The sequence below is a fragment of the Noviherbaspirillum sp. FW303-A3 genome, from assembly GCF_058788695.1.
On record NZ_JBYTAZ010000002.1, the window covers coordinates 192,792 to 219,036 of the forward strand.

Consider the following 26,245-nt stretch of genomic DNA (forward strand, 5'->3'; position numbering starts at 1 on the left):
GAGAAAGCTGTCTGGATTCTCGTCCAGACAGCCTTGTTCAGAGATGAAATACCGGGATACCGCCTTCAATCGCTGCAATGAGGTCACGCAGCGGCGTGGGACGGGTCTTGGCTTCCATCTTCTCTTCTACCTCCACATCGTCCAACAGCCGGTATTGGAACGTGTCCCGGATGTTGTGACCGAAGTAGGAGCCCTTGGAGTCGGCACTCTCCAGTTCCGACACGACAGCGGCAGGAACATTCGCGTACGCGTATGTCTTGCCGGACTTGAAGCTGACAAGCAGCTCCGAAGTCGTCGCGTCGTAACCGAAGGCACGGATCGTGGAGGATTGCACCTCAACCATCTGTGGCACTGACATGATCTTCCCCCAGGTCAGTTCAGGACGCGGGTGAAGAGCTTGCCGGCGCGGGCCGCTTCGTCGATTTCGCTGTCGACGAGGGTACCGCCGATCGTGAGACCGTAACCGTCAAACGCTACGTTGAAGTCGCTGATCTGCCCATCCATCAGAACAAACTGACGGGAAGACGTACCGGCGACAACCTGAGCCTCTTTGACGAGTTCTGCAGCCTGAGCAGCAGAGGTGACACGAACGGTGTTGGTAGCTTGATTACGCATGATGTTGCCTTTCCGCGCGCGAGCGCAAAAGAAAGAGCGGAAACACCATGCCCACAGCGGGGCATAGCATGTCCCGCTCGGGGTTTGATAAAGAGTGAAGTAAAACAAGAGTGGCTTGCGCCACTCAAACTACATCAGATTGCCGACCACGCACTGCGCGCATACCAGTTCGCGAACGGAATATCGTCGTCGTACGAACCGGGCCCATACTCTGGCGCGGGACGAGCAGCACCGGCATTGCCGCTGTTACCTCCGCTGTGCTGCCGCGGAGCCGGACGGGAATTTCCCTGGCCGTAGTCGTCGTCGGAAGCACCGCCGTTACCACCACCACTGCGCGAGCCGAGCATCTGCATCGTATCCGCAATGATCTCCGTGGTGTAGCGCTCGACACCGTCCTTGTCAGTCCACTTGCGTGTCTGCAGACGGCCTTCGACGTACACTTGCGAGCCCTTCTTCAGGTATTGACCCGCGATCTCCGCAAGCTTGCGGTAGAACGTGATGCGGTGCCACTCCGTCAATTCCTTCTTCTCGCCGGTGTTCTTGTCTTTCCAGCTTTCCGTCGTCGCTACCGCAATGTTGGTCACTGCGTCGCCATTCGGCATGTAGCGGGTCTCAGGATCGCGGCCGAGGTTGCCCACGATGATGCACTTGTTTACTGAAGCCATGATTCATTCCTTTACTTTGAGAGAGCCCTCTTGCGAGAGAGCGGATTGAGTTTATGCAGCTGCCTTGTGAAGCACTTCGATGCGGAACGTGTTCTTCTTGCCCACCTTGCCGGTCTTGGCGAGGGAGACAGCGTCACCTACGTCAGCTTGCGCTTGACGCAGCGCCCGCTCCAGATCGACGCCCCACTGCCGCGCGATCTGCCCATCCTTGAGCTTCAAATCGACGTAGAAGCTGTCGATCTGGCTAGGTCCGTCCGGATTATGCAACGTGCGCTTGTCTACGCCGAAGCCATAGACTCTGCCCGTTACCACCGGATTGGTGTCCTTGCCGCCGCTGTTAGGACGGTTTTCCGCTGCAGCTGCCTTGGGTGAAGAATCAGGCGTCGTTTGCGATTCGGGGTTCGCGGCCGGAGAAGTGCGATTGTCATCGCGCTTCTGCTTGCCATTCTTCCGATCACGACGTCGTGATGCTTCCGGGGTTGCGCTCTTCGGTGCAGGAGGTGCCAGAGATTCCAGCAGATTCATTACCTGATTCGCGCTGTCCACCAAGATGCTATTGAGTGCATTGAGGTCAAACTTCGGTAGAGAGATCGCTTCCAGTTGAAGCGTCTCACCGCCAAGCTTGGCTTTCAAATGCTCACACGAGACATGTATCTCGGGCACAACCGCTTCGCCAAATATCAGGTACTTGACTTGCGCTGCATCCGTGATCTGCTTCGTGATCACACGCTTCGGTGTCCCTGTCGACGCTGCCGGGGCAGCAACGACCTGTGACGCCATCTGCGGCTGGTTGCGCTTCTTGTACATCTCCATCCCTTTACGGAACGGCCATGCAAAGAGTCGCACGAGGCTCATGAACAAACCTCTCATTCCCTTCAGGAAGGTAAGGATTTCGTCCTTATGCCCCGTAACTGCTACAACAACGAAATACCCTAGCAGTGTAGCGATTACCGCAATTGAATAGCCCATTTCTACCTCCAGATTACTTGATGAAAACAAGGCCTGTAGCCTTGAACCTTGCGACATGTTGAGTCTAGGACCTGAAGTCCTCGGTTATCTCAACTACCGTTTTGAGCCTGCCACATAGGACAGACCACAAAAATGCCGCCTTTCCTTCATCACCGTTTAACAGTCATGCAGGAAAACCGGCCTGACGGCGGTTTCCAAAGGTTGTTAGAGGGAGAAAACTGGTATCCCGCCACCAACCGAACTCAGCAGCTTCTGGATGTTTCGCTGAATGCCAAGCCGCTCTGCCAGGTCGTTGACCACATCCTGAGTTACCCCAGGCATGGAGAGATGTTTCGAGCCAACCTGAAGGTCGGTCGGTTTCACCTCATTGCCATCGAAGTCCGCAAGGGAGAACCCTTCGACATGCTTGGCAATCGCCAACATGGTCAGTGTCGCTTCCAGTCCAGCTGATTCGTAGATCACCCCTTGGGATTGACCTTCCGCTTCGGTGATCTTGACATCACCAAAAGCAATCGAGCGTGGTCCGACTGCGCACGACTCAAACATCTTGCTTGCAACCTCTGCTGCTTTCTTTGTCCACTCGGGCTTCAAGCCATCACCCCTAAAATACAGATTGGGCGTCGAGACTTCCAATTTTCGAGGGGTGTATTTCGCGAGAATCTCCGGTTCAACGTCACCGATCCTGTTGCCAAGAACGGCGTTGCTTACTTCGTACATTCCTGCAGGCTGAAAGCCAAGATCGGCCTTCTCCTGTAGCAGCGTGTCATACGCACTTGCGTCGCTTTCGGTCTTGACCATCTTGTCGCCGTTGACACGTGTGAACGTGACTACACGACCGATCTGATCCAGCCCAATCGCCCACAAGCTGCGCACACGGCCGTCATCGAACAGACGTTGAAATACTGCACAAACGATTGTTTGCATATTGATCTCCTGAAAAACACCCGGCGCCGAAGCGCCAGGTGTGTTTCATTTAGGTGCCAGTTGCCTGGGCGGGTTGAGCGGACATGAGTTTTGTCCACGACCCGATTTCGGCCTGCACGATTGCGGCAATTGCGTGCCGTGTCGGTGCAGAGGCTTTGTTGATGAGAGCCAGATTCAGCGCGTGCTGAACGGGATCGAGGCCGGTATTCGCCCAATCCTTGTACTGCAAGGTGAGACGAGCCCAACGACGAAGTGCACGCGTCGACATCGTGATTTCGATGGCGTTCGCGGCTCCGTTCATGCCCATGAACTGGGCACGAATCTTGTTGGCGACGGAGACCATCTTCGCTGGCAGTTCCGGCATGAGGTTTCCGATCGGTCCAAGGTCGGCGGCAATCAGCTTTGCCTCATCTTTCGCATCCATGTACGTGCATTCGACGGACATGAAACGATCGAGAAAGGCAAGGTTCTGCGTTTGCGTGCCGGCGTAGGAGCCGCCCGTCTGATCGCCAAGGCCTGCCGTGTTGGAGGTGACGATGATTCGGGTTTTCGGACTGAACTGGATGAACTCGTTCGTTTCGGGGATGTAGAAACCACGCCCCTCCATGATGTCGTTCAAACCAGCCGCGACCGCCGGGTTGGCGTAGTCGACCTCATTGATGATGACCCACCAGCCAGCTTCGGCAGCCAGCGTGAGCGGACCATCCTTCCAGACCATGCCGCCGTTCTCATTGACCACAAAGTGGCCCATCAGATCGGACAACTCAGTACCCTCGTGGCACGTGTACGTGAGCACAGGGATATTGAGCAGTTCGGCAATGCGCAGCATGAAGGTCGTCTTGCCCGAGCCGGTCGGCCCGAACAAGTGCAGACACTCCTGCATTTTCGTCTCTTTGACCCAGCCCACTGCAACGCGCATCAACTCCATGCGCAGAACATAGTCGTCGCCAACTTTCGGGACGAACACGTTCGGCGCTTCGTAGCCCGGCATCGTGAGATTGGTGCCCTTGATGCCGAGAACGTCGGCATTGAAGGCTTTCTCCTTTTGCTGGAACTTCGCGATCAACTCCGCACGACGTTCAGCAGCCGTTTGCACAGCCGCTGCCTTGGTCTTCGGAAGCAGATCGAGGAGACCGCTTTTCAGTGTGACCTCGTCGAACTTCTTTGCGAAAGCATCGGCGTCAATGTTGCCCGAGCTAACAGCGTTGAGGAGCTGCAGCATCATGGTCTTGACGACGCCCAGCAAAGTAAAGATCAGCTTTTCCATGGTGATTGCCTTTCTGCGCAGTGCGCAAAAGAGTAGGCGGAAGCACCATGACCCTTTCGGGATCACAGTACATCCCGCCAGGGTTTGAAATTAAAAAGTTAGCGATCGACCAGCGGCTCGTCAAAGCACGCAGGGTGAATCGGTGCATCGTCTGGAGTTAGAGTTTCCAGTTCAACCAACGGCTTGGTGTCCGTCAGGTCCAGCGAGTACTTCACCGGCACCAGGATCTGAGTCGTCTTACCGTTCTTGAAAGTGTGGTCGTACCACTTCTCAAACGTGAAGATGATCTCTTCCCCGGGAATGAACTTGCGGAACTCCTTCACCAGCCTCAAACGGATCAAGTCAGCATCCATGTTCAGATGAGCGCACACCTGTTCGAAGGAGAAGTCATTGACGACCTCGTCTTCGTTCGGGCAGAACAGCCACACCAGCACATCAGCTTTCTCTTCCGCGTTACCAGAGCCAGCCAGACACTTCAAAGACACCTCAAGCAGCTCATGCCGCATGATCATCTTGTCAGCCTCTGACCAGTACACAACCTGATCCTTGAAGATCGGATTGGTCCTGCGGCGCCCACGGCCTCGGCGTTCCGTCGTAACGACGGGCTCCTCGGCATGGACAACGGGCTTGCGGATATGCACGTCGGGCCTTTCCAGGTCGACGGACATACCACTGTGGCCATTGGACGCGATGCCACCCGTAACATCCGGGAGATCATCGATATCCAGACCAAGCTGGGCGAAGTCGGCACTGAAATGGAAATCGAATTCCATCGTCAGTTCGTCACGCGGCTTGACCTTTTGCGGCTTCTGGATTGTGACGCGAAGCTCGCGTCTGAAGCGGCGAACGGCGGCACGGAGAAACTCCATGCGTTCGAACTCCACAACATCGGGATCTTCCATGCCCGGCAAAAAAGCGACCGGATGAAAGACTGGCGGAACAAACCCTTCGGGGAGGCGAAAGTTTTTCATTTCACTCTCCTTTACGCTGCTTGCGCAACGTCGTCGGTGCTGATTGCAGCCAGGCGATCGGCATAGCTTTCGGCGAGGCGTTCGTACTTGTCGACGAGCGCTTCAAACGACAGCTTTCCGGGATACCGCGTCGCGAAGACCCAGGCTCCCGGCTTGGCGCCGTTATCCTGTTTCAACACGAGGGTATTGCCCCCTTTTGTTTGCCAGAACACCAGTTTGATGGCAGTTCCGGGGATGACGATTTCTCGCCTCTTTTCAATCGGGTTGTCCTTGAGACCCTTCTCCTTCGCTTCCTCCGACATGTAGACGGAGGCCTGAAGGAGCGGATGAACAAAGACGCTCGGACAAACGTTGGCGGCAGCCGCGAAACGCGCATGGCGTTCCTGAGCAATGACACTGTCCCACTGGGGACGATGCCGTACCCGCCCGCGATGGACGCGAGGGATTGATTCAGTCTTCATAGTGCACCTATCGATAGAGGTGACGGGCGCACAGACCCCTTTTGGAGGGAGGTCTGAACGAACTCCCGTCAGGGGTTGAAGAAACTACATTTCGCGAAATGCTGGTTTTGAAACCCGACGCATAGGTCGGGGTAGGTAGGGAATCAGCGAACCACACCTGGAAAAACTCCTCATTCCGTTAATCCCCGTTGGGATCAATCGAATGAGTGCTCGCTGTACTTGAATTTGAAGGTATTTGGCGAACGCACCAGACCCCTAAGGGCCTGGTGGAGTCCGAGATGTTACTGAGCTGCGGCTGCGTTAATGGCATTCAGATGGCGGGTCTGCAGGCTCTCGATTTTGCTGACAGTAGAGGACGGATCCGCTTTGTCAGTTGCACGAGACACGACAGAAAAGCCGACAAGAATTGCGATAACAGCTGCAACTGCGTAAGAGATCTTCATGATGTTTCCTTCCATGGACGGAAGCAGCTTTCGCTGCGATGCAAACGGCCGGGAAAACCCGAACCACAGCTTCGCGATTGCTGTGATCTGGGGTAACACCCCAGATCAGAAGACACCATGACCATCCCAGGAGGGAGAGCATGAAGTCTCCCACTGGGAAGTTGAAAGAGATGGGTGGCCGCGATGGTCCATCTCAATTTTCTCTGGATACATAGATCCAGCACGCTCACGATGAGCGGTCGTGCAAAGCACAAAGAAACCTTAATTTCCGTTGAGGCGGTAATACGCCGCCGCAATGGAAATAAGGCTTAGTCGTGCCGAAACACTGCTACTCGTGAGGGGTTTGAATAGAAACGCGCAGGCCGACACCGGCAGGGTGCCAGGGTCGATGGGGAGGCCTAATGGCACTCCGTAATAAGTCAGTCTGCGGTATTGCGGTGCCCAGGGGGACTTTGCTCATGCTTGTAACGCCTAGCTTGCGGCCCGAACTGCTTTTTGGGCAATTGAATGCTACCCCCACCCGGTTTCCCGTGTCAACGACGCCGCAAGCAAATCCTGAGAGTTGCCCAAAAGGGTGGGGATTTCAAAAGTTTCTGTTGACAGCTTGGTGGCATTATCGCCATGCAAGTGGAGTCCCTCTTTTGGGGAACTGGGATCAATACCAAAAACGGTTAAGGAGCTTACCTGTGGACATGAAAACCAATATGCCGCCGATTGGCGACAACGCGCTGCTCGAGGCGAAGGCGTCGTGGCTGGATAAATTCACCGGCGCTGTGGCCAAGAAGCCGCAGCAGATCGGATCGCCGCTCGTGCAAGGCCTGTACAAGCGCACCTTCTACATCACCGCACGCAATTTCCATTTCATTTCGGTGTTCGGCCGCGTCCTGCTGGGCGAAGAGGCAGTCAAGGAGCCGGAAGACCACCTGCGCAAGCAGATGGAAAAAATCAAGGCCGAACTGGAAGCCCGCCTGGCAGCGACCGGCGTGGAAATCAGCGATGCCGGCCTCGACGCCCCGGTATGGAATGCGCCGAGCCATGTTGAATTTGCAATTACCTCCCCGTTCAGTAAGCGCCACATGGATCTGCTGATGCTCGCGGACCAGTATATGTCCGCCGTCGCGACCCTCTGGCTCAACGACCTGATGGACGACTCGGAGCGCGCCAAGCACGAGCGTGAAGTCAAGCAGCGTATGCGCGCAATTGCCACTTCGGGCCGCAACATGTTCCTCGGACTGCGTAAGCGCATGAACGAGAAGAAGGCAGCGGAAGCCGCTGGCGCCGAGAAGGATGCGAAAGCTGCTACCGCAGACCAGCCGGTTGCCGAGCCGAAGGTGAAGAAGGCGGCCGCTGCGGAAGCGAAGGTCGAACCTGCCGCCGCGGAAGTCGCTGTTGCGTGAAATAACGCTCAATCCTGACCAGGAGAGAGCCCGCAACACGATCGACGAGAGTTGCTTGGTCGTCGCCTGCCCTGGCGCAGGCAAGACCAAGCTGCTCGAAGCCAAGGCGGCGGCGATTCTCAACCGGGTGAAAGATGCGCGGATTCTGGCCGTCACCTTTACCCGCGACGCCGCCGATGAGCTGAAAGCACGTATCACCAAGACGGTCGGCGCGACACTGGCTGAGCGCCTCATATGCGGCACGTTTCACTCCGTCGCCATCCAGCAACTCAAGCTCTCCAAACAGATGGGCCGGATCATTACCGAGTCCGAGCAACGCCTTTTCTATGAAATGGCGTACAACCAGGTCTGCGAGGAAATGGGCTTCGACCGTCTGCCGGAAAACGAACGGGTCACGCTGGATGATGCGATCTACATCCTCGAAGCAGTGAAACGCCGGCTGGCGCACCGTGATACCAAAGACCTGCCCGGTAACCTCCTGCGCGCGTATAACCAGCTCGCCAAGGAACACAAGATCATCGACTTCCAGGAGATCCTGATACGGTGCGTACGCGGCATGCGGGACGGCACGGTCGCCCCGATGAACGTCACCCACGTCTTTGCCGACGAGTTTCAGGACACGGACAATGTGCAGTACGCATGGCTGCTGGAACACTACCGCTTACTGAGTGCAGCGCCCTACAGCCGCACGCCGGCGTTCACCGTGGTCGGGGACGACGATCAAAGCATCTACGGCTGGCGCAACGCGCTGGGCTACCAGGGCATGATGCGCTTCGTGCGCGACACGAAGGCCAAGATCATCACGCTCGGCACCAACTACCGCTGCCGTGCCGAAATCGTCCGCAGCTCGGACATGGTGATTTCCAACAACTCGGAGCGGGTATCCAAGCGCTTCGAAGCGGCAAAAGGCTCCGGCGGGAAGGTCAACATCGAACGCTTTGCGAACAAAGACGACGAGGCCCGCTTCGTCGCGTCGATCATTGCCCGCTCGGTCAAGGCGAACGGATTGAAAGGCGGTGAGATGCTGATACCACCGCGCGAGTGGGCAGTCCTTGCGCGCAGTAATTTCCAGTTAAACAAGATCGAGAGCGCCCTCCTCACCTACGGTATTCCGTTCATCCGGTCCAGCGGCGATTCGCTATGGGACAAGAAAGAGATTGTCGTTTTCCTCGGCTTCATCAAGACGCTGACCGGGCATCAGAATAGCCTCGACCAGGTGCTGTCATGGTGCCGTGTTCCCAGCAACGCGATCCGCGGGCTGAAAAAGAAGTTCGACGGTGAACTCCTCAAGATCAAGGACACTGCGCTGGATTTCAGCAAGGTTGAAGATCACGTACGGTCTGCAATCGAGGAGTTGCAATCTGCCCTGCAGGGCATGGAGAAGGCGCTCCATGCGGAAAAGCTCGACCTCGTCATGTGTCTCGCGCGCGACCTGATGGTGAAGTACGCGGACAGCGACAAGGCGGTGAACAACCTCAAGCTCGCCGTCGACACACTGAAACGCCTGAAGGGACCGCTCCATCGCCGCATCTCCTATCTCACGACGGCGGCGGAGTCGGCCGGTGACAAGGAAGATCCGAACGGAGTCGTCCTGCTGACCCTGCATGGCAGCAAGGGCCTCGAATGGAACCACGTGGCTATCGTGGGCTGCGAGGAAAAGGTAATCCCGTCTGAGAAGGCCATGAACGTTGAAACGGCGACGGATCACCAGTACGACGCTATCGCAGAAGAACGCCGCCTGATGTTCGTTGGCATGACGCGCGCGCGGGAGAACCTGCACATGACATACAGCATCGACCGAAACCAGTGCTCACGATTCCTGCGCGAAACAGGAATCGTGTTTTAACCCGATGACAACCCAATGAAAGAAGCAACGATGCACAACCTGATTTCCCGCTTCAAAGCCGGCATGAATAACCGGAAGCTGCAACGGACAATTGAAATACTGGTGCTCGCGACTACGGCTCTGGCGACAGTTCTGGCGATGATCCATACAGCCTTTCCCCTCGGCTCCGAGTATCCGGCCCTGGCAATGGCCGCGCTGATTCCCTTCGGCGTGTGGTCGGCATTTCCGTTCGTTGCCATGTACATTGTTATCAAGCGCTGCATGGGCAACAAGAGCTGCTGGGTCGCGCTGGTTGACAAGATCCCGGGCCGCGCCTGTGGTGCATGTTCATCCCGCCGCTCAGCAGTAATGCATGCCGGGATCGCCTCGCTTTGCGTGTACTCCTTCTACGTTCAGTGGCAGCTCGCAGGCTTGCCGCCTGACCGTGCCGTATTCGGCTACGTCCTCCTTCCCCTTTACCAGATGCTCGGCTTGATTGCGCTACTGTGCGTGTGCGCGGTGCTCGGGCCCAAGCCACGGGAGACGGTGCAGGGAATCGTTTCGAATGTCCGGGAAGGCTCCGGCAACGTTGTCCGTCTCAGCTTCAAAAAAGGCGCCGCCCGGAAGTAACCCATCGCCCATCGGAAAGGAATGCACCGTGCTTATCAAGTCGGCAGACGACAGAACCAAAGACATTGAAACGCTGGAGTCGCTGCTTGCCGCAGCGTCCGGCAAGCAGCGATCGGCAATTGAAGATGAATTGCGTCAGGTGCGAGCGGGAATCAAAGGGGAGAAGGAATCGGCCTACCTTATCGATTTCGCTTTCAGGGATTCCAAAAACGCTTGCGTGATTCATGATCTTCGAATCGAGGCGAACGGCTGGACGGCGCAAATTGACCACCTGATCATTAACCGCTTCCTCCATTGCTTTGTCCTCGAAACAAAACGGATGCACGCCGGCGTCAAGATTACGGAGGACGGTGAGTTCCTGCGCTGGAATGACTTCAAGAAGACCTACGAGGGGATGGCCTCCCCGATCGAGCAGAACAAGCGCCATATCGCCGTGCTGAAGGATGCGCTGAAGGATATTTCGCTTCCTACCCGGCTGGGCTTTACCATCACCCCGCAATTCTTCCAGTTCATCCTTCTGCCCTCCGCCGCGCGTGTCGACCGGCCCAAGAAGTTTGATTCGTCCTGCGTAATCAAGGCGGACCACTTGGTTGACTCAATTAACAAGGCGATAGACGCCGGCAATATGTTTGGGACCGTCGCGCGCGCCGTCTCGGCCGAAACCATGGAGAAGGTAGCGCGTGACCTTGTCGCACTGCACCGCCCGATCACGATCAACTTTGACGCAAAGTTTGGCGGCTTCCCGAAGGAACCCAAGGCTCCGCCACCGGCACCCCAGGCAGCACCGGTTAAGGAGATTCCCAAGGTCGAGTACGCGCATCAATGCCGAGGCTGCGGGGCAACGGACGTCACCATCGTCTATGGAAAGTTTGGCTACTACTTCAAATGTGCCAAGTGTGAAGGAAACACCCCCATAAAGCTGGGATGCGGAAGAGAAGGCCACGCCGAACGGCTTCGCAAGGACGGTGCCCTCTTCTACCGAGAATGCTCTTCCTGTAAGACTTCAACGCTGTTCTACACCAACCCCTAAGCGAGAACGCCGGCTCCGGCTCCACGCACGACCAATCAGCAACACCCTGAAATAGAAATTGGGCTCAAGATGAATACCTTTGCACGACTCCGCGTAGGAACGCGCCTGGCTATCGGCATGGCTGTGGTCCTGCTCCTATCCTTCCTCGCTACGGGCGCGGCAATTTGGCGGCTGTCGGAAGTTGCTTCCGATACCCGCACCATGATGCAAGAACCGCTTGCCAAGGAACGATATATCGCGGACTGGTATCGCGTTATCCATACCGCCGTACGCCGGACCGCGGCAATCGCCAAGAGCAGCGACCCCTCGTTGGGTGCGTTCTTCGCCGAAGACGCCGCCGCAACCACACGTTTTGCCTCCGATATGCAGAAAAAGGTGGAAGAACTGCTCGCGACTGACAAGGAACGGCAGATTTTTAGCGCCATCGGCGAGAAGCGCAAGGCCTATATTGCTGCGCGCGACGCGATCGTCAAGCACAAGGCGGAGGGGCGGGTCGATGAGGCCAATCGCCTGCTCGAGAGCGCGTTCATGCCCGCAGCGAATGCTTATCAGGACTTGGTGCGCGAACTCCTTGATAACCAGCGCCAGACCATCGACGCCACGGCGGCAGATATCGAAGCGACATTTCAATCCGGCCGCAAGATCCTGATTGGCCTTGCCGCATTCTCGCTACTGGTCGGGATCCTCTGCGCATGGGGGCTGACACGCAGCATCGTCGGCCAGCTCGGTGGCGAACCAATGTATGCAGCTGACATCGCCAATAGCATTGCAGATGGCGACCTTAGCGTCGATGTCCAGGTTGCGCCGGGTGACACCACCAGCCTCCTACACGCGATGAAGGATATGCGCGACAAGCTGGCGAACATTGTCGAGCACGTGCGCCACGGAACGGAAACAATTGCCACCGCATCGGCGCAGATCGCCGCGGGCACGATGGACCTATCTTCGCGCACCGAAGAGGAAGCCAGTTCCCTTGAAGAGACGGCGTCGTCCATGGAGGAGTTGACCTCTACCGTCAAGCAGAATGCCAGCCACGCGCACGAGGCGAACGCTTTGGCGGAGTCGGCGTCTCAAGTCGCCCAGCGCGGCGGCGAGGTGGTCAATCAGGTAGTGCTCACGATGGAATCAATCCACTCCTCGGCGCGCAAGATTGTGGACATCATTGCGGTGATTGACGGCATCGCATTCCAAACCAACATCCTTGCGTTGAATGCCGCCGTTGAAGCCGCGCGTGCTGGTGAGCAGGGCAAGGGCTTTGCGGTGGTTGCCGCTGAAGTCCGCAGCCTGGCACAACGAAGCGCCTCAGCCGCCCGCGAGATCAAAGCGCTGATCGACGATTCGGTCGAGAAGGTGGAAGCAGGCAATGCGCTTGTGAGTCAGGCCGGTGCCACGATGGAAGAAGTTGTTGCCAGCGTGGAACAAGTCACTTCTATCATGACCGAAATCACCACCGCGACGCAGGAACAAAGTTCCGGCATCGAACAGGTGAACCTTGCGATCAACCAGATGGACCGGGTCACACAGCAGAACGCTGCGCTCGTTGAAGAGACCGCATCGGCGTCGGAGGCGTTGAAGGAGCAGGCCGCCTCGCTGGCCGAGGTTGTCAATGCCTTCCGCCTTGCCTCCGGTACAGCTCCATCCGCCAAGGTCATTCCACTGCACGCGGCGGAACCCACCTTTCACGTGAGCGTGAGCGGCATAAAAAGGCTCGCTTGAGGGTAAACGAGTTGGGGAAGGCCGGGGCTTGTTTCTGAAGTGCTACTAGAGCACGACGGGAACAGCGCCGAGCCAGGCGATGGCAATTAGCAGCTAATAATCGCGCCCCACCCCAGAAATGGAAACCAGCACCAGAGGGTGCCACAATGGGGCAATCCCTGAAAAAGCGACGCCATGCCCCTCAACGATCAAGACAAGTCCGAAGTCCAAGCACTGTTGAAGAAAATGATGGAGGCAGTGCCGGGATTCCGCTCGCGTCGGTCGCAGCGGGAAATGATCGCTGCCGTTGCCAATACCATTGGCCGCTGCAATGAGCCTGATGCACGCCCAATTGTCGTCATCGAGGCCGGCACAGGCATCGGCAAAACTGCCGCTTACCTGATTCCGGCGGTCGCCCTAGCCAAGCGGTATGGCAAGAAGGTTATCGTTTCAAGCGCCACAGTGGCGCTGCAGGAGCAGATCCTTTTCAAGGACATTCCATCAATCGTCAAGCTCCAAGGTGGCAACCTGCAATACGCCCTCGTTAAAGGGCGCTCACGGTACGCTTGTAAAAACCGGCTTGATCTCCTCTCCGGCCGGTACGCACAAGGGTCATTGCTTGCTGACGGCGAGGCGGTATGGGACGAGCCGCCGCGTAAGGAGGATATTGACCTCCTGTTCGACCTCTCCAAGCGACTTGAAAAGAGTGAGTGGGATGGTGACCGCGATTCGCTGCGCGACGCGGTTCCGGACAAGCTTTGGTTCAAGGTGACCAACGACGCGCACGGCTGCCGAAACCGCGCCTGCAGCAACTTCAAGTCTTGCCCCTTCTTCACCGCGAGGATGGCCGCGAAGGATGCTGACATCCTGGTCGTCAATCACGACCTCGTCCTGTCGACCTTGCAATCCCCCACCGGCGGCATCTTTCCCGAGCCACGCGAATGCATCATCGTCTTCGACGAGGCCCACCACGTCGCGCCCAAGGCGATCGACCAGTTCGCCGCGAACCATCCGGTCAAAGCGTCGCGCAAATGGATCGGCCACCTTGCCTCAACGGTCTCGCAGCTTTCGTCGGCCTGCCCACTCGCCGCTATCCCGAACATTACGGACGCAGCCGAGCAGCTGGACCGTTATTTCCTCGACCTTGACCGCTTGCTGGAAAGCGCTCCTTCACTCGCCGCCTCTGCGGAAAAGTCCGGCCGGTATGCCGGCGACAATATCACCTGGCGCTTCCCGCATGGCGTGCTACCTGAGGAAGTCGCTGCAATCGGCCAGAACATCGCGGACGTCTCCGGTTCCATCGAGCAGGTCCTGGCGCCGGCCATCGATTCGGTGACGGAATACCACAAGGAAGCGGGTACGCTGGCGGACAAGGAGAAGCTCCTGACTGAATCTGCCACTTTATTGGCTAAGCTGCAGGGCATCGAGGCAGTATGGGCGATGATGCTCCGCCCGTTGGCCGACGGCGAGCCGCCGATGGCGCGCTGGGTCAGCCGCATCACCGCAAACAAGCGCAGTGACTTCCTCATTAACGCATCGCCCGTCAGTGCGGCGAAGATGCTGTCGGAGCTGATCTGGAGCGAGTTCGGCGCCATCGTGCTGACCTCTGCCACCCTGACTGCTCTCGGGCGTTTCGATCTGCTTCGATCCAAGACTGGCCTGCAGCTCTTTCCGGAAACGAAGTACCTGCAGCTGTCCTCGCCATTTGACTATCCGACGAAGGGCGCGTTGATCGTCCCGGATATGGATACGGACCCGAAGGACGCTACCGCTCACACAGAAGAAATCATTCGCAAGCTGCCTTCCATGATCGACGTGCGAAACGGCTTCGGCACCCTCGTTCTCTTCGCCAGCAGAAAGCAGATGATGGACGTCGCCTTGCGCATGCCCGTGGCGATCTCCAAGCATCTGCTGGTGCAGGACGAGCGGTCGAAGCAGGAGATCATCCGCAGCCACAAAGCGCAAATCGACAAGAAGGTGGCCAGTGTCATCTTTGGCTTGGCCAGCTTCAGTGAAGGTGTCGATTTGCCCGGCCGGTACTGCATGCACGTGATCATTGCAAAGATCCCGTTCGCGCCGCCTGACAGCCCGGTCGAAGAGGCGACGGCGGAGTGGCTGGAGAAGAACGGCAAGCGTCCGTTCAATGAATTGACCGTGCCCGAGGCGTCCGTCAAGCTGATCCAGGGCGTAGGCCGACTTCTCAGGACGGAGACCGACGAAGGGACGGTCACCATCCTCGACAAGCGGATGGGCACAACGAGCTACGGCAAGCAGATGCTGGCAGCGCTGCCGCCGTTTGCCACCACCGTATTCGGTCGTCCTTACCGGCGCTAGTCTTTTTTCGGGCCGAACTTGTTGTTGCGCTTGGCGTTCGGATCTTTCCTTTTCGGGTAGGGCGCGAAGGTACGCCCTTTGGAATGATCGTGCACCTTGTCGTCCTTCTTCTTCGACGACCCCCTGTTGAACAACCGTGAGAACAGACCCATACCGCCTCCCGTTAGAATACCGTTACGCTGCAGCATACCCGAAACGGCGTCCCCATACCTTGACCCATCCATGACCACGGCTTACTGGCATACACTGCTTTACCTACTCCCGGCAGCATTGATTGCCGCCTTGCTCGCCCGCCTTTCCCATCGGATGTACCTGTTTTCGCTTGCGGTATATTCCGGCACGCTGATCCACGAGCTTTTGCACCTGGCGGTAGGCGCCCTACTGGGGGCCAAGCCGCGAACCTTGAGCCTGTTTCCCCGGCGGGACGGCGCGGGTTACGTCATGGGATCGGTGGGGTTTGCCAATCTGCGCTGGTACAACGCCGCCTTTGCCGCCCTTGCCCCCCTGCTTGCCGTCCCTGCCATTGGCTATGTCGCATGGCTGCAGGTGCGCCACGGCTGGACCCCCTCGGCGGTCGACCTGATGATCTGGCTTGTCCTTGCCCCACAGATTCTTTGCTGCTGGCCATCGTCGGCGGACTGGCGCCTGGCTGTCCGTTCGTGGCCTCTGGCTGCTGTAGCCGGCGTTGCCGCTTGGTTCTGGATTCCTGAAATGGCGAGCAGCTTGCTCCGGTGAGGGTCTACAGGGAATGACTATGCCGCAGCAGCGCGCGCGGGCTGCACGGCGGGCAAGAACTGCTCAAGATCCTTGGGCATCAATTCGATGCCGACGAACAATGTCTTACTGATACCGGCCTGGTCGTTTGACTCCTCGGAGAGATCGCCGAACCCGCGCATTTCCATGTCCCGCTGGGCAAGGGTAAATCCGTCGTTGTGGTCGACCAGGAGCTGCAGGCGTGCCCGCGACTCATCGCTGACCTGATCAGGGAGGTACAGCAGGAAGTATCCCTCCCCGCCCTTTCTGGCTACCCGTCCCCGGAGTTGGTGCAACGCCGAGAGCCCGTGCCGTTCTGCATGCATGACGACCAGCGCCTTGAGAGACGGCAAGGTAAGCCCTGTCTCGAGCACCGTGCTTGAAACGACGATGTCGATCGCGTGTGCCAGCATGGATGCAATGACCGCTTGCTGCTCTTCGGTTTTCATCTTCCCGTGGATGACACCAACGCGGCCGGGGAAGTGCTTTTCCCACATTGCTGTAGCGGCGGCGATCGACTTCCTGGAATCTTCGTCGTCGCCTGCGCCTTCCACCCGGTGATAGATGACTGCAACCTGGCCGCCGCCGGCGACGACCTTTTTCACCGTTGCGAACATGCGCTTGCGCTCGCCGGGTTCCACAACGAGCGTCTTGATGTCTTTCTTCACCGGCATTTCAGCAATGATCGATGCGTCCTTTGCGCCGTACATCACCAGTGCGGAAGTCCGCGGAATGCACGTTGCCGTCGTTTCCAAAAGATTCGTGGCGTCATGGCGCAGCGCCTCCCGCTGCTCCCGCGACATCTTCTGCTGCTCGTCACAAATCAGCAGGTCCGGTGTCCCCCAGTCCTTGTGATGTTTCTTGATGAACGACAACAGGGCCGTCGTCCCGATCAGAAGGGGGTTCGCTTTCAGCTCGACGTCCGGCTTCTTTCCAGAAACGATCTTGTAGGCGGGCGCCTCAGGAAACCATGCCTTTAGTTCGCTGAAGATTTGGTCTACGAGCAGTTGGTTCGGCAGAAGTACCGCAACGCGACGCCCGCACATTTGCGTGGCAACAGCCGTGACAAGGTTGACGGCGGTCTTACCCGAACCGACATCCCCGAGGACAATCCTGTCCATAGGAAGATCCGCGTTGAGGTCCGTGACCACATCCCGGATTGCCAGCTTCTGGTCGCGCGTTAAGGCGAAGGGCAAGCGCGCGACCAGGTCGGCCACCATTGACCACGGGATGCCGATGGCCGAGGCCGGGTCAGGGGCGCGATCGGCCAGCTTCCGGCTACGGCTGAGCACGTGATAGGCACCAAGCCGCCGTGCCGCAAGGTACGCGCTTTCTGCCTGTTTGGCCGAATCAGGGAAATGCAACTGCTGCAGGAGATCGCGTACGGACCCCACACTATGTTCCATGAGCCCGGCCTGGCGCACGATCTCTGCCTCGTTCATCCCAACCTTGTCACAGATCAGCTGGACCGCCGTGTCGCGGTATGACGTCCATCCGTCCACGATGTACTTCGCCACCGCGTCGCCAGCAATGACGCCGCGACGCGCTCGATAGACCGGAATCAGATGGCCGACGTGGTCGGCAGGGATCAGTTCTGCGCCGTCAATGGAAAGGTCGTATCCCTTGTAGATCGACACCTTGCCGCTCACGTGAATCCACGTGCCGGGCTCGATATCCTGAAACGGAAAGACGTTGCCAAACACCGCCATCGAGGCGAGGTTGCCGAAATGGTCCGTCACCTTGATGAATGCTCGGACCGGTCTCGCCAAATAATCAAAGCGTTTGCTCTCCAGGCACACGCGCAGCATGGCCCGACCGCGTTTGAGCGCGTCTTCGAGGTTGAGAATGGGTTTGGTGTAATCGTTGTAGCGGTGCGGCGGGTACAGGGCGAACTCTGCCGGAGACGCGAATCCGAGTCCCTTCAGGTGCCGTTGCAGGCGCTCCTCAGGAGTGAGCTTGGGTGCCTTTTTGCGTGCCGCCATTGTGTTTGGGTCTTACTGCCCCTTCCAGTCGTAATGAGTTCAGAAAATCGATCTGCAGATCATCGGGGAGCGAACGGAATTCCCGAACAATACGTCCTACCCGTGCGTCCACTCGTTCCGGTACAGGGAGACGCCCTTCCATTTCCGCCAGGGCATCGACCGCATCGCGCTCATGCAGCAGGGTGACGATATCGATGACGTCGTCACGGTTCTCGGGCGTGATTACCTTGGCCGCCTTGTACAGCGTCCGCATGTTCACCAGTGACAGCTTTTCGAATTCCGCCGGCGTCACCTTCAGCTCGAACAGGAATTTGCGCGCGATGAGCATCGTCTGATACGCGAAGCTTGAGTTCACCTTTTCCTGTTCAAGGAATTGGCCGAAATTCTCCCCGATCCCTTCCCACAGCTTGTTGTCCTTGAAGGCCTGGAGGATGGTGCCGATTTCAAGCCGTACCGCTCCAAAGCGCCGCTGCGCGTCCTTGAGTCGCTGGTAGAGCTGGTGCGTTAATACGCCCTGTTCTTCCGTCTGATTGCTCATGCCGCCATTCATCCATGATTGTTCTAATTCACTGATGAATTGATCGTACCGGCTTTCGCCGCAGATTCAACTTTGCGGCACCGCCTCACCACGCCAGCGACCGGACGTTCCTCAACACGTATTGCACGAGCACGATGCCCAGAGACACCATGAGCAGGTATTCAAGGAATCCGCCCGTCTTCACCAGTGGAAGCGCAAACTTGCGCTTGCTTGGCCACATCAACGGGACCCCCGAGTTCGATAGCCCGTCAGCCAACAGGTGGGATAGGTAACCGATCACGATTGCCGTCGCAAGCGCCGACTCGTCGCCATACGTGACGCCAACGAGACCGACCGCTGCTGCGGCCAATAGCGAATGGGTAATCCCGCGATGGCCGAATAACGCAGCAAGCGGCATCGAGATAAAGGGCACGACCCGACCGAAGGCAGACTTTGGGTGATCGATGTCTGGAAGGAGAGACGCGACTGTTGCGGCGACCAGTTCGGTGATGCTGACCGGCCGTCCGGTCAGAGACACGTACCCGATGTACAGCGTCGTCCCTACCAGCATGTGCGATACCGCCTTCATCAGATTCCTTCCCGTTTGTATGTCATGCCGCGCGTCGCGCCGGCGGGCGCTTGTCAGCTTCCGCACGCATCATTGGCCCGACGACATTTTTCATTTGCGCAAGCAACAGGTCAACCGTCATGTTCGGATAGTTCTTCTGAAGTTGACCCAAGATAATGTCGATCATCGGGTAGGTGTCCGTTGCCAGCACTTTCACCCCTTTACCGCCTTCGCGATTGAACACGGTGATGAAGAAGCTGTCGCCTTGCGCACGCGCCTCAACACCCTTGTCACGGCCCGATCCGTGCCCGACAAATCGGAACGAGTTTATCTCCCCGGTCAACAGGGCCAGGACGTGCATCATTTCCTTCACGGTGAGCTGCACGATGATCTTGTCCCGCCAATTGAAGGTGCGCTGCTCTCGCGAAAGGCTTTTCGCCATTTCCACGGTGATCGTCGGTTCGTTCCTGCTACGCGTCTTGTCTTCGCGGATCATCAGTGCCGCGTTCCCCAGGTTGTAGACGTGGTAGCAGCGGCCATACTCAGTGTTGGCGCTACCCACTTCATAGTCCCGTTCAGCGACCTGTGGCATGGACTCTGCACGTTCGTCTCGCGCAGGAGGCAGTCCACCCGCCGCTGTATCATCCCCCGCGATCCCACGCTCCAGGGGTCCGGAGGATACCGGCGGGTCAGGTGGAAGAGCCAGTGTTCGCTGCGTTGCAGGCGGGGCACCACCGGTCTGAGAAGCCCCCTGCCGGCTGATCAGCGGCGGCTCGCCCTGTCCCCCGCCGGCGACCGGGTTGGCCGACGTGTCGACCATGGGGATGCTCTGCTCCGTTTCGTCGATGACCTGGCGTACCCACCCGATGACTTCCTTGGCCTCTGGCTTGCCGCTCGCAATAGCGTCCACATAGAGCCGGAACGTGTCGCCTTCCTGCTTAGCAATCGCAATCAGGACCGGGATCGCCGGATTGACGTCGAGCTTGTCGGCAAGCGTTCGGCGCGTTGGCCCGGAGATGGTACCGAGGATGGTCTTGACGTAGTCTTGCGCTGCGCAATAACGAGGACTGGCGGGATCGGTCAGGACAGCGATCCACCCCGCGAAATCCGGATCGTACCGGCGCGCTTCACGCAGCAGTGCGTCCGTCTTGAGGGAAAAGCCCATCCGGTCGACGCATGTCATTTCCAATGCAGAGCGGGCATATACCACTGCCTCGGCATACCCGGCACTCCCCGGTGTCATCAACGTCGTGACCCAGTTGCGGAACTCAGGAAAGCTTTCCCTCGCCTCTGCAAGTAACGTCGGGTCTGTAACCGCGATGCCCGCGCGCTCGAGCGACTGCACGACATCCCGGAGGGAAAGAGAGTTGGCGGCGCCCGGTTTCATGGGTACGCTCCTTACTGTTTATATATACAGGTGATTCTATCAACGCCTTCGGCAGAATCAATATCGCGCATGAGGGTTGGCCGCTATATTTTTTCCGGTACATGCGTACAGACGAAAAAAAACTCCCCGCCAGTTTTTATGGGGGGAGTTTTCTCCATCGCCACACCTGCCCGGTTCAGCAGGCCGTGTGGGGACGCACGGGTCGCTGCTGTCACGCTTGCGCCATCACTTTCTGCACAAGCTCTTCAATTCCCCGTCGCAGGCTTTCCAGCTTTTCCTGTGGAATGCCTTTGGAAGCGCTTTCGACGGCGAAGCTGCCGTTCTTACGGACGGTTACCGTCGCCGCCGTAATGTCGCCGGATTTGATCTCATAGGACGTATTCGGGGTCGGCTCACGACGCTTAGCCGGTTTGGCAAGCAACTGCTTGCGCAGCGCCTGCAGGTCGCGGTACGTGATGCGCTCGGCAATGTGCTGCCCGGCCACTTCCAACGCTTTCTCCAGGCCAGCACCACTGCAGATCAGGTTGAACTCGGACGCGAAGTTCATCGTGAACCGGTCCGGATGCTCCTTGTAGAGCGCCATCAAGGCTTCCGGCACGTCCTTGTACGCGTTGATAGTTCGGCTGATAGACGAATCGTCGATACCGATCGCTGCCGCCAGATCCTGCTGAGATGCGTACACTCCCGTCGCCAGAAGGTTTTCCCATGCCAGACCATCGTCAATATCGTATTGGTTGTCCCGGCTCGTATTGCTGCGGTAGGCAAAAAGGTAGAGCTCGCCCTTATCCCGAATGTCATGGATGACGGCCTTGATTGTCGTGCGGCCAAGCTTTTGCATCGCCCGTTTGCGGCAATGGCCCTCGGCGATGATGAACCGGCCAGGTGCGTCGGGATTCAGGACGACGTCGATTGCCTGCAACTGCCCCTGTTCCTTGATTTCCGCCGCACGCTCGTCAATGAGCGACGCTGGATAGGAGTAGCGCGAGTTGACCGGATTGTCGTCGAGCCGATCGATCTCGATCTCGACCACGGACCCGAGTTCATAGCCGCTGCTCAGAAGAGCTGCGAATTTCGGCGAATACGCCTCGTCTTCCTTCTTTCGATCATCCTTGTACGGCTGAAACAGTGTTACCTCATCGTTCGCTTCGGCATTCTCGCGGATTGCATTACGCGTGCTGGCGCCGAACGGCTTGTCAGGATTACCGGCCAATCCCAGGATGCCGGACGTTTTCTTCGATGTGCTAAACATGCGCGCTCCCTTATGCTGCCTTCATTTCAGCGACAGGCTCGCCCTGTGCCTTGCTGTCGAACATATTCAGAATGTTCAGCCCCAAATCGATAATTGCCTCTGAGGCGACGGATGTCATTTCCGATTCGAACAGCGGAGCAGCATCGGGCACGCCGTCCTCGCGCAGGCGCACCTGCCTGCCGAACCCGGCGTAGGTGGGGATGGCCGTCGGGTAGGTGTGATCCTTGAGTTCCAGCTTCAGCTTGTTGAAGTTGTCGTCGGAGTGCTTCATGGCGCGCGAATACATGTTCGGCACCAGCATGAACGGCAACACACGATTGTTGTATTCCCGGATGTCGTCCATGTCGGCGATCAGCGCTTTGATCGCCTTGATGCTCATCCCGTCCATGGATACCACGCCCACCACCAGCGACGCGGCAAGCATGAAGTTGAAGTTGAGCATCGTGCTGCCCGGATTGGTGTCGATCAGGATGATGTCGTACTGCTTGAAGAACGCTTCGTTCTTTTTCATGAAGCGCGTAAACACGCCCTCCGGCGAACGCTCCGACCGAAACGCGGTTTCCAAGCGGTTCATTGTCAGATCGGCGGGAATCAAATGCAGCGTCGCGTCTTCGTAGATCGACACCTTGACGTCGTCGAGCGACAGCGGGTCCTCTTCCTTCATCGCGTCGCGCAGCGTCTTGAGGTTCGGGTCTTCGTCGTCAATGCCGAAAATAGTCGACAGCGATGCCTGCGGGTCGCCATCAATAGCGCACACCTTGAAGCCCGCAGCCGCGTACGCCGCGGCCAGGTTGGCCGCGATGGTCGTCTTGCCAACCCCGCCCTTGGACAGTCGGCTAACGAGGACGGGAGGCATGCCCTTGAGCCGCACGCGCTCGGCCAGATCGTCGCCCAGCTTGGCGCGAATTTCACGCAGGTCGTTGCCGGTGTATTTGTACTGGTAGGTGTCGCCGCCCTTGGGACGTTCGACAAATTTTTTCATTTCTGATGGCAAAAGGCCATTGCCGAGAAGTCGGGCAGCAGTCTTTGCGCGGAACTCGAGTTTGCGCGGCTTGAAATCCATGTCCATCCCTTTCGTTATGTGAGGCGTGCGCGACCGCTATTCATCGAACGGCCTTTCACCTCTTGCCGAAGTTCTCTGTTTTTTGAGAACTTCCATTCGTGTTGGTGAGACTTTGCCAGCGCATTTACCCGTTGTCAAACATTTTTGGTGTTTTTGAAGCAAAAATGTTTTGGCGCGTTGTAATGTTTAGCTGCCTATGACGAACACCCGCTATTTCTACGTTTTTCGGTGTATTTGCGCGCAGCGTCCAACACTTCGCCGTCCGTTCAATTTGTTGGATAATGCGACTTTGGATACTCCTCTTTGCAAGTCCATGTCTCAGACATCTCCCATCATCCCCTTGGCGCCAGATGAGCGCGTGGTCCCCGTTGAGCATTCCTTCGTGGGCGGCCTCGCTGCATGGGAACGAGGGGGAGCGCACGATGTCAACCGCGGAGAGGCAACGGTGATTGCCGGGCCCAATGGCGAAATGAAGCGTGCCCTCAACGTCCTCGCGCACTATGTACCGAATGACAAGCACGCCCTACTACCGATTGCCGCGGGTGATTTCGTCATACAGGCGTCCTACTACATGGGTGACTACTCGATGTGGGTCGGCAGGGTGACATCGTTCGTGGGTGCGGACGTGCACGGCGCGGAGAAGACATTCGCAAAGATCAAGGTCCTGCACTGCTTCGAGCGCAACGCGTGGGACAGCGAACCGCCGGAAACACTGGCCGCAGCTCTGAAGGCTGCGACCGACGAATCACAGGAGCCCGACTGCCGTCATCCGTTCTACTGCGTGACGCGGCACCGCGCCTGACCATCCTGCTAGGCGCAACGCTTCGCCGGGGCGACGTATGACGGCCAGTCGCCCAGCACGGCATTTCCCCGGAAATTCGTGATGGTTACCGGATGCTGTGCCCCCCAGGAGCGCAGCGCCTCCAGCGCCTGCGACGAATAGAACACCTGATCCAGGTCCAGTAGCAGATGACTGCCCTCCGGCTCGATCGGCAGTCCGAACTCGACGGCCAGCGCACGCCGCCCGGAGTCCGTCATGTTGCTGATGTCATAAACAGGCAAGCCAGTGCCGGCCGCGACCCACCAGGTGATCGCACCATCCTTTTCCAACCGCTTGATTGCGGTCGCACCGAGCGGGCACATTGCGTGCTGTCCATGTTCATGCAATGCCGGACCGCTCGGCAGTACGACGCCCTTGAACCGTCTCCCCTCGATCGATATGTCGAGAAACGTGTCATTCTTTGTATGGTTACGCTCTACCGTTGCCAGTCCTGCTGCACGGAGCATGTCGAAGTAGCCGCGCGAGTCGGCCGTCATGCGGTGAGAAGAAAGGGCCACCGGCTCGCTCGCCTGCTCGGCTGGGGCCGGTGCATGTAATTGGGTCATGTACATCTCCATCGGAATGAATGCCTAACCGGGTGACAGGGGGAATGCCTCTGGAGCCGCAACCAGATCGTGAATGTGTTCATAGGGAACGATCAGGGAGCGCACACCGAACCCCTCGCGCACGTGTCCCAACGCAGGGACGTACACCATGTAATTCGCGTGTTTAGCGTCGATATCGCAAATCTCACCGTCGACATCGACGAGCTTTCTACCGACATACGCTTGAACTGACACGGCGTCACCGATCGCTTTTTGAGGCGCGATTTGGTGCCGCGTCACCCACGCCGCAATTTGCTTTGCCGCCTGGACGGCTAGCATCGAAGCGGCCCCGTCAAGCGCGTAGACCGTGTTGGTGTCGCAGCCCCACCCGTGCTCCTCCTCAAGCTGTCGGGCTAGTGCGTACGCGTCGAGGTTGGGAAACGCATTCACCAGGGTTGCAGCAATGGCCTTTTCTGCCTCCGCACGCTCATCGGGAGCCTTTGCAAGCTGATGCGAAAGCTCGGCCGCAACGGCGGCGAGTAGTGTTACATCATTATGTTGCGGTCGCGGTTCTCCGCCTCGCTGAAAATTACGCATGTTGTTTTCCTCCTAAGGTAAAAGAAATTGGTGGTTCCCCAAAGTCGAGATTGCCATCCGCGGAGGCAAGCCCGTCATGGAGGATCCGCAGGACACGGAAGTGAAAGTGACGCATGCCAAGAATGAATCGCTCCTGCATCAACCACGAGTCGTAAAGCGTGGGCACATCGAAGGTCCATTCATACAGAATCTGCCCTTCCCGCGACAGGCGGGCCGGCTCAATGCCCGGCCAGAGCTTGTGGATTTCGAATGTGCCCTCGACCAAGGGGGCAAACTGCGCGTCGCCCTCCAGCAATAGCCCGATGCGAAGGATGGTGCCGACCTGGTTGATCGCGTAGTTGTATTGCACCTGCTTCTGATGAAACACCGTCTCCACGCTGATATTTAAGGCCCCAAGTGCAGGGTCCTTAATCAGATTGGTTGCCGAACTCGCCACCCAGTATTTGTCATGGCCGGCAAGGCGGTCAACGTCTGTCGGGCGCAAATCGATCGCCTCGATAATGTCGCCGAAGAATGCGTCGCGAAGGCTCCTGAGTTGCTCCTTTTGCTTCCTGGCTTGTAGCGAGTTCTCTATCATGCGTCGCCCTTCATCGACCGTTGCCTCATGCCGCCTTCTGTTCTTCCTTCGCAGCCTCGAATCCGCCCAACGCGGCGACCAGGTCAGCGAGCATCTTTGCAACCTCACCGGTCATCAAGACGAAATCCGTGTCGAAGCGCTCATCCTCGTTCTGCGAACCGGTCTGTCCGTTCTCTTTCAGGACGTCCAGCGGCGCAAGTCGCTTGATCGCCAAAGATTCCGTCAGAACGAACGACACGCGGTCGGCCCAGGTCATGGCGAGTCGGGTGCACTGTTTGCCGGATGCAATGTGCCGCTTGACGTCGTCCGGCTCAAGCGTATGGCGCACGTACCGCACAGTGGCTTTGCCCTCGCCGCTGGAGCGCAATTCCGTGTCCTGATCGACCGTAAAGCCCGTCGGCGCTTCATCCGCGGCCAGCCAATCGGTCATGCATGAGAGCGGTGACCGTTCCGTGCGCAGAGAGGTAAAGGGCAATGATTCGAGCGACTTGAGCAAGAGCTTGAATACTTCGTCGGCCTTCGCCGGACTGGCGGCGTCGACCACGAGCCAACCGTTGACGGTATCGATCCAGACGCGGGTGCTGCGCTCGATGCTGAAGGCGCGCGGAAGCAATTCGTCAGTGACCTGCTCCTTCAATTCCTTCATCTGCTTGCGCCCGGGCTTGAAACCCTGCTGCTCTTCCAGTTCGACCGCGCGTGCCTTGGTGACCTGGTTGATGACCGTCGAGGGCAGTAGCTTCTGCTCGGTGCGCAGGGTCAACAGAAATTGGCCATTGACGGCGTGCACCAGCTGGTCGTTCTCGCGGGGAGAGACCCAGCCCGTCGACTTCATGTCGACTGTGCCCGCTGGCACGAAAGCCTGCGATCGCAGCATCTCGTCCAGTTTCTCCCGCGTGATGCGCCAGCTTTTCTGCAGGGTGTAGACCTGCAAGTTCTTGAACCATCCCGTCATGTTATTTGC

The 26,245-nt window shown here is 58.0% G+C and carries 28 protein-coding genes; 8 read left to right on the forward strand and 20 right to left on the reverse strand.

The features are described from left to right. Nucleotides 1-37: 37 nt before the first annotated feature. The 9 genes from AC3WOY_RS27140 to AC3WOY_RS27180 all read right to left on the reverse strand — a co-directional run bounded on the left by AC3WOY_RS27140 (nucleotide 38) and on the right by AC3WOY_RS27180 (nucleotide 6,315). Complete coding sequence (locus AC3WOY_RS27140; protein ID WP_492429592.1) at nucleotides 38-358, reverse strand: KTSC domain-containing protein; 321 nt, start codon at nucleotides 356-358, stop codon at nucleotides 38-40. Between the two features lie 14 nt (nucleotides 359-372). Further along, nucleotides 373-615 (reverse strand): hypothetical protein, encoded by a 243-nt coding sequence (locus AC3WOY_RS27145; protein WP_492429593.1) that lies wholly within the window; start codon nucleotides 613-615, stop codon nucleotides 373-375. A 134-nt stretch (nucleotides 616-749) separates the two neighbouring features. Further along, entirely contained in the window at nucleotides 750-1,280 is a 531-nt protein-coding gene (gene ssb, locus AC3WOY_RS27150; protein WP_492429594.1) for a single-stranded DNA-binding protein, read from the reverse strand. A gap of 51 nt (nucleotides 1,281-1,331) precedes the next feature. Next, a complete protein-coding gene (locus tag AC3WOY_RS27155; protein WP_492429595.1) occupies nucleotides 1,332-2,249 on the reverse strand; it encodes a hypothetical protein in 918 nt (305 codons plus the stop codon). A 204-nt stretch (nucleotides 2,250-2,453) separates the two neighbouring features. Beyond that, complete coding sequence (locus tag AC3WOY_RS27160) at nucleotides 2,454-3,173, reverse strand: hypothetical protein (protein WP_492429596.1); 720 nt, start codon at nucleotides 3,171-3,173, stop codon at nucleotides 2,454-2,456. 49 nt (nucleotides 3,174-3,222) lie between these two features. Next, nucleotides 3,223-4,440, reverse strand: coding sequence for an AAA family ATPase (locus tag AC3WOY_RS27165; RefSeq protein ID WP_492429597.1), 1,218 nt, complete (start codon nucleotides 4,438-4,440; stop codon nucleotides 3,223-3,225). Nucleotides 4,441-4,538: 98 nt separating this feature from the next. Beyond that, nucleotides 4,539-5,411, reverse strand: a complete 873-nt coding sequence (locus AC3WOY_RS27170; protein WP_492429598.1) for a hypothetical protein — start codon at nucleotides 5,409-5,411, stop codon at nucleotides 4,539-4,541. A gap of 11 nt (nucleotides 5,412-5,422) precedes the next feature. Then, complete coding sequence (locus AC3WOY_RS27175; protein ID WP_492429599.1) at nucleotides 5,423-5,872, reverse strand: hypothetical protein; 450 nt, start codon at nucleotides 5,870-5,872, stop codon at nucleotides 5,423-5,425. A gap of 281 nt (nucleotides 5,873-6,153) precedes the next feature. Further along, nucleotides 6,154-6,315 carry a hypothetical protein gene (locus AC3WOY_RS27180; RefSeq protein WP_492429600.1) on the reverse strand — a complete coding sequence of 54 codons (162 nt, stop codon included), beginning with the start codon at nucleotides 6,313-6,315 and terminating at the stop codon, nucleotides 6,154-6,156. A 692-nt stretch (nucleotides 6,316-7,007) separates the two neighbouring features. Here AC3WOY_RS27180 and AC3WOY_RS27185 point away from each other — a divergent pair. From AC3WOY_RS27185 to dinG, 6 genes are all read left to right on the forward strand, one after another. Beyond that, nucleotides 7,008-7,712 carry a hypothetical protein gene (locus AC3WOY_RS27185; RefSeq protein ID WP_492429601.1) on the forward strand — a complete coding sequence of 235 codons (705 nt, stop codon included), beginning with the start codon at nucleotides 7,008-7,010 and terminating at the stop codon, nucleotides 7,710-7,712. Further along, complete coding sequence (locus AC3WOY_RS27190; protein WP_492429602.1) at nucleotides 7,705-9,558, forward strand: ATP-dependent helicase; 1,854 nt, start codon at nucleotides 7,705-7,707, stop codon at nucleotides 9,556-9,558. The genes AC3WOY_RS27185 and AC3WOY_RS27190 overlap by 8 nt, the downstream gene beginning before the upstream one ends. 30 nt (nucleotides 9,559-9,588) lie before the next feature. Then, entirely contained in the window at nucleotides 9,589-10,167 is a 579-nt protein-coding gene (locus tag AC3WOY_RS27195; RefSeq protein WP_492429603.1) for a hypothetical protein, read from the forward strand. Nucleotides 10,168-10,195: 28 nt separating this feature from the next. Continuing rightward, entirely contained in the window at nucleotides 10,196-11,197 is a 1,002-nt protein-coding gene (locus AC3WOY_RS27200) for a nuclease-related domain-containing protein (protein ID WP_492429604.1), read from the forward strand. A gap of 69 nt (nucleotides 11,198-11,266) precedes the next feature. After that, complete coding sequence (locus AC3WOY_RS27205) at nucleotides 11,267-12,913, forward strand: methyl-accepting chemotaxis protein (RefSeq protein WP_492429605.1); 1,647 nt, start codon at nucleotides 11,267-11,269, stop codon at nucleotides 12,911-12,913. Nucleotides 12,914-13,087: 174 nt separating this feature from the next. Continuing rightward, complete coding sequence (gene dinG, locus AC3WOY_RS27210; protein ID WP_492429606.1) at nucleotides 13,088-15,226, forward strand: ATP-dependent DNA helicase DinG; 2,139 nt, start codon at nucleotides 13,088-13,090, stop codon at nucleotides 15,224-15,226. On the opposite strand, the gene AC3WOY_RS27215 is transcribed toward dinG, so the two are convergent. Then, nucleotides 15,223-15,378, reverse strand: coding sequence for a hypothetical protein (locus tag AC3WOY_RS27215; protein WP_492429607.1), 156 nt, complete (start codon nucleotides 15,376-15,378; stop codon nucleotides 15,223-15,225). The two genes, dinG and AC3WOY_RS27215, sit on opposite strands and share 4 nt — an antisense overlap. Before the next feature lie 70 nt (nucleotides 15,379-15,448). Here AC3WOY_RS27215 and AC3WOY_RS27220 point away from each other — a divergent pair, with 70 nt between their 5' ends. After that, complete coding sequence (locus AC3WOY_RS27220; RefSeq protein ID WP_492429608.1) at nucleotides 15,449-15,961, forward strand: hypothetical protein; 513 nt, start codon at nucleotides 15,449-15,451, stop codon at nucleotides 15,959-15,961. Nucleotides 15,962-15,978: 17 nt separating this feature from the next. On the opposite strand, the gene AC3WOY_RS27225 is transcribed toward AC3WOY_RS27220, so the two are convergent. The 6 genes from AC3WOY_RS27225 to AC3WOY_RS27250 form a co-directional block, all read right to left on the reverse strand. Next, on the reverse strand, nucleotides 15,979-17,961 hold the full coding sequence (locus AC3WOY_RS27225) for a DEAD/DEAH box helicase (protein WP_492429609.1): 1,983 nt from the start codon (nucleotides 17,959-17,961) through the stop codon (nucleotides 15,979-15,981). Next, the gene (locus tag AC3WOY_RS27230; protein ID WP_492429610.1) at nucleotides 17,924-18,511 is read right to left on the reverse strand and encodes a hypothetical protein; all 588 of its coding nucleotides are present in this window, start codon (nucleotides 18,509-18,511) and stop codon (nucleotides 17,924-17,926) included. Before AC3WOY_RS27230 ends, AC3WOY_RS27225 begins: the two co-directional genes overlap by 38 nt. Before the next feature lie 73 nt (nucleotides 18,512-18,584). After that, nucleotides 18,585-19,067, reverse strand: coding sequence for a metal-dependent hydrolase (locus tag AC3WOY_RS27235; protein WP_492429611.1), 483 nt, complete (start codon nucleotides 19,065-19,067; stop codon nucleotides 18,585-18,587). Nucleotides 19,068-19,089: 22 nt separating this feature from the next. Continuing rightward, on the reverse strand, nucleotides 19,090-20,433 hold the full coding sequence (locus AC3WOY_RS27240; protein WP_492429612.1) for a hypothetical protein: 1,344 nt from the start codon (nucleotides 20,431-20,433) through the stop codon (nucleotides 19,090-19,092). A gap of 211 nt (nucleotides 20,434-20,644) precedes the next feature. Continuing rightward, on the reverse strand, nucleotides 20,645-21,682 hold the full coding sequence (locus tag AC3WOY_RS27245; protein ID WP_492429613.1) for a ParB/RepB/Spo0J family partition protein: 1,038 nt from the start codon (nucleotides 21,680-21,682) through the stop codon (nucleotides 20,645-20,647). Nucleotides 21,683-21,692: 10 nt separating this feature from the next. Continuing rightward, nucleotides 21,693-22,664 (reverse strand): ParA family protein, encoded by a 972-nt coding sequence (locus AC3WOY_RS27250; protein ID WP_492429614.1) that lies wholly within the window; start codon nucleotides 22,662-22,664, stop codon nucleotides 21,693-21,695. Between the two features lie 394 nt (nucleotides 22,665-23,058). On the opposite strand from AC3WOY_RS27250, the gene AC3WOY_RS27255 reads away from it, so the two are divergent. Beyond that, entirely contained in the window at nucleotides 23,059-23,547 is a 489-nt protein-coding gene (locus AC3WOY_RS27255) for a hypothetical protein (protein WP_492429615.1), read from the forward strand. An 8-nt stretch (nucleotides 23,548-23,555) separates the two neighbouring features. Here the strand turns inward: AC3WOY_RS27255 and AC3WOY_RS27260 are convergent, their stop codons facing one another. From AC3WOY_RS27260 to AC3WOY_RS27275, 4 genes are read right to left on the reverse strand one after another with little or no spacing between them, the layout of a single operon-like run. Then, nucleotides 23,556-24,131 carry a hypothetical protein gene (locus tag AC3WOY_RS27260; protein ID WP_492429616.1) on the reverse strand — a complete coding sequence of 192 codons (576 nt, stop codon included), beginning with the start codon at nucleotides 24,129-24,131 and terminating at the stop codon, nucleotides 23,556-23,558. A 24-nt stretch (nucleotides 24,132-24,155) separates the two neighbouring features. Further along, the gene (locus AC3WOY_RS27265) at nucleotides 24,156-24,707 is read right to left on the reverse strand and encodes a hypothetical protein (protein WP_492429617.1); all 552 of its coding nucleotides are present in this window, start codon (nucleotides 24,705-24,707) and stop codon (nucleotides 24,156-24,158) included. Further along, nucleotides 24,700-25,284, reverse strand: coding sequence for a hypothetical protein (locus AC3WOY_RS27270; protein ID WP_492429618.1), 585 nt, complete (start codon nucleotides 25,282-25,284; stop codon nucleotides 24,700-24,702). The genes AC3WOY_RS27265 and AC3WOY_RS27270 overlap by 8 nt, the downstream gene beginning before the upstream one ends. A gap of 25 nt (nucleotides 25,285-25,309) precedes the next feature. Beyond that, nucleotides 25,310-26,236, reverse strand: a complete 927-nt coding sequence (locus AC3WOY_RS27275) for a recombination-associated protein RdgC (RefSeq protein WP_492429619.1) — start codon at nucleotides 26,234-26,236, stop codon at nucleotides 25,310-25,312. Nucleotides 26,237-26,245: the final 9 nt, after the last annotated feature.